Origin of the sequence: Actinosynnema sp. NPDC023794, assembly GCF_040639675.1 — a bacterium.
GTDB classification, from domain to species: domain Bacteria; phylum Actinomycetota; class Actinomycetes; order Mycobacteriales; family Pseudonocardiaceae; genus Actinosynnema; species Actinosynnema luteola.
Map to the genome: position 1 here is coordinate 1 of NZ_JBFAFR010000103.1, position 1,134 is coordinate 1,134.

General features: G+C 65.6%; 1 protein-coding gene. It reads right to left on the reverse strand.

Features of this window, described 5'->3' with window-relative positions; genetic code table 11:
- Nucleotides 1–1,095 (reverse strand): IS630 family transposase, encoded by a 1,095-nt coding sequence (locus AB0H12_RS45190; protein ID WP_499632973.1) that lies wholly within the window; start codon nt 1,093–1,095, stop codon nt 1–3.
- Nucleotides 1,096–1,134: the final 39 nt, after the last annotated feature.

Consider the following 1,134-nt stretch of genomic DNA (forward strand, 5'->3'; position numbering starts at 1 on the left):
CTAGTGTCCTGAGTCGTTGATTCGTTGACAGTATCGGGCGAGGTTGTCGAGGATCTCGTCGGCGGTCTTGGTCCAGACGAAGGGCTTCGGGTCGTCGTTCCAGGCGTCGATCCACTGCTCGACGTCGGCTTCGAGTTCGGCGACGCCGCGGTGGGCTGAGCGGCGGAGTTTGCGGTTGGTCAGCTCCGCGAACCAGCGCTCCACGAGATTGAGCCATGACGACCCGGTCGGGGTGAAGTGCAGGTGGAACCGGGGGTGGCGGACCAGCCAGGTCTTGATCTCCGGGGTCTTGTGCGTGGCGTAGTTGTCACAGACCAGGTGCAGATCCAGTTCCGGAGGGGTGTTGGCGTCGATCGTCTTGAGGAACCGCAGGAACTCCTGGTGACGATGCCGACGCTGGTGCCGGCCGATCACTTTGCCGGTGGCGACGTCGAGCGCGGCGAACAGGCTTGTGGTGCCGTGACGGACGTAGTCGTGGGTCCGGCGTGCCGGGGTGGTGGGCATGATCGGCAGCGTGGGAGCGGTGCGGTCCAATGCCTGCATCCCGGATTTCTCGTCCACGCACAGGACAAGAGCCTTCGCGGGCGGGTCGAGGTAGAGGCCGACGACGTCGCGGACCTTGTCGATGAACAGCGGGTCGGTGGACAGCTTCCAGGTCTGTACCACGTGCGGCTTGAGTTCGAAGGCCCGCCAGATCCGGGAGATCGCCGACTGCGACATACCGGTCGCCCGCGCCATCGACCGGGTCGACCAGTGCGAGTCGTTGTTCGGCGGCGCCTGTTCGAGTGTCGTCACCACGACGCGCTCGACCTGGGCATCGGTGATCTTCCGCGTGGCGCCGGGCCGAGGCTCGTCGGACAGCCCGTCCAGGCGGTGCTCGACGAACCTGCGCCGCCACTTGTTCACCGTCGGCGGCGACACACCCAACCGCCGCACCACGTCCATGTTGGACACACCCTCGGCGCACGCCAACACGATCCGAGACCGCATCGCCAACGCCTGCGCCGTCGACCGACGGCGCACCCATCCCTCCAGCGTCTGACGCTCCAGATCGGTCAGCACCAACTCGGGTAACGCAGGTCCACGACGAGCCATCAGCACAACCTACAACGAATCAACGACTCAGGACACTAG